This is a genomic window from Frankia sp. AgB32, from assembly GCF_023243045.1.
Lineage (GTDB): Bacteria > Actinomycetota > Actinomycetes > Frankiales > Frankiaceae > Frankia.
Genome location: NZ_JALKFX010000224.1, coordinates 1 through 234 on the forward strand (window position 1 = coordinate 1; position 234 = coordinate 234).

Genomic DNA, 234 nt, shown 5'->3' on the forward strand with positions numbered 1-234 from the left:
CGTCCCGCCACCGAGCCTTTATCTCGTCCTTGTCGGCGGCCTGCCGGGTGATCAGCGCTTCCCGCTCGATACCGAACGTGTCGAGGGCGCGGGCAAGAAAGGCTTTCCGGCTCTGCCGCACCTCTGCCATGGCGCGATCGGTCGCCTGCTTCTGGGTCCGCTTCAGCTCGGCCTTTTCGCGAGCATGTAGCGTCTCGATCGCCTTCACGCGGGCGTGCTTCGAAGTGATGAAGG

Annotated in this window: 1 protein-coding gene; it reads right to left on the bottom strand. The window is 65.0% G+C overall.

What is annotated here, in order from left to right; all coding sequences use genetic code 11:
- A partial coding sequence (locus MXD60_RS26505) for a hypothetical protein (RefSeq protein ID WP_248822422.1) occupies positions 1-208 on the bottom strand: 208 nt, incomplete at its 3' end.
- Positions 209-234 lie beyond the last annotated feature (26 nt).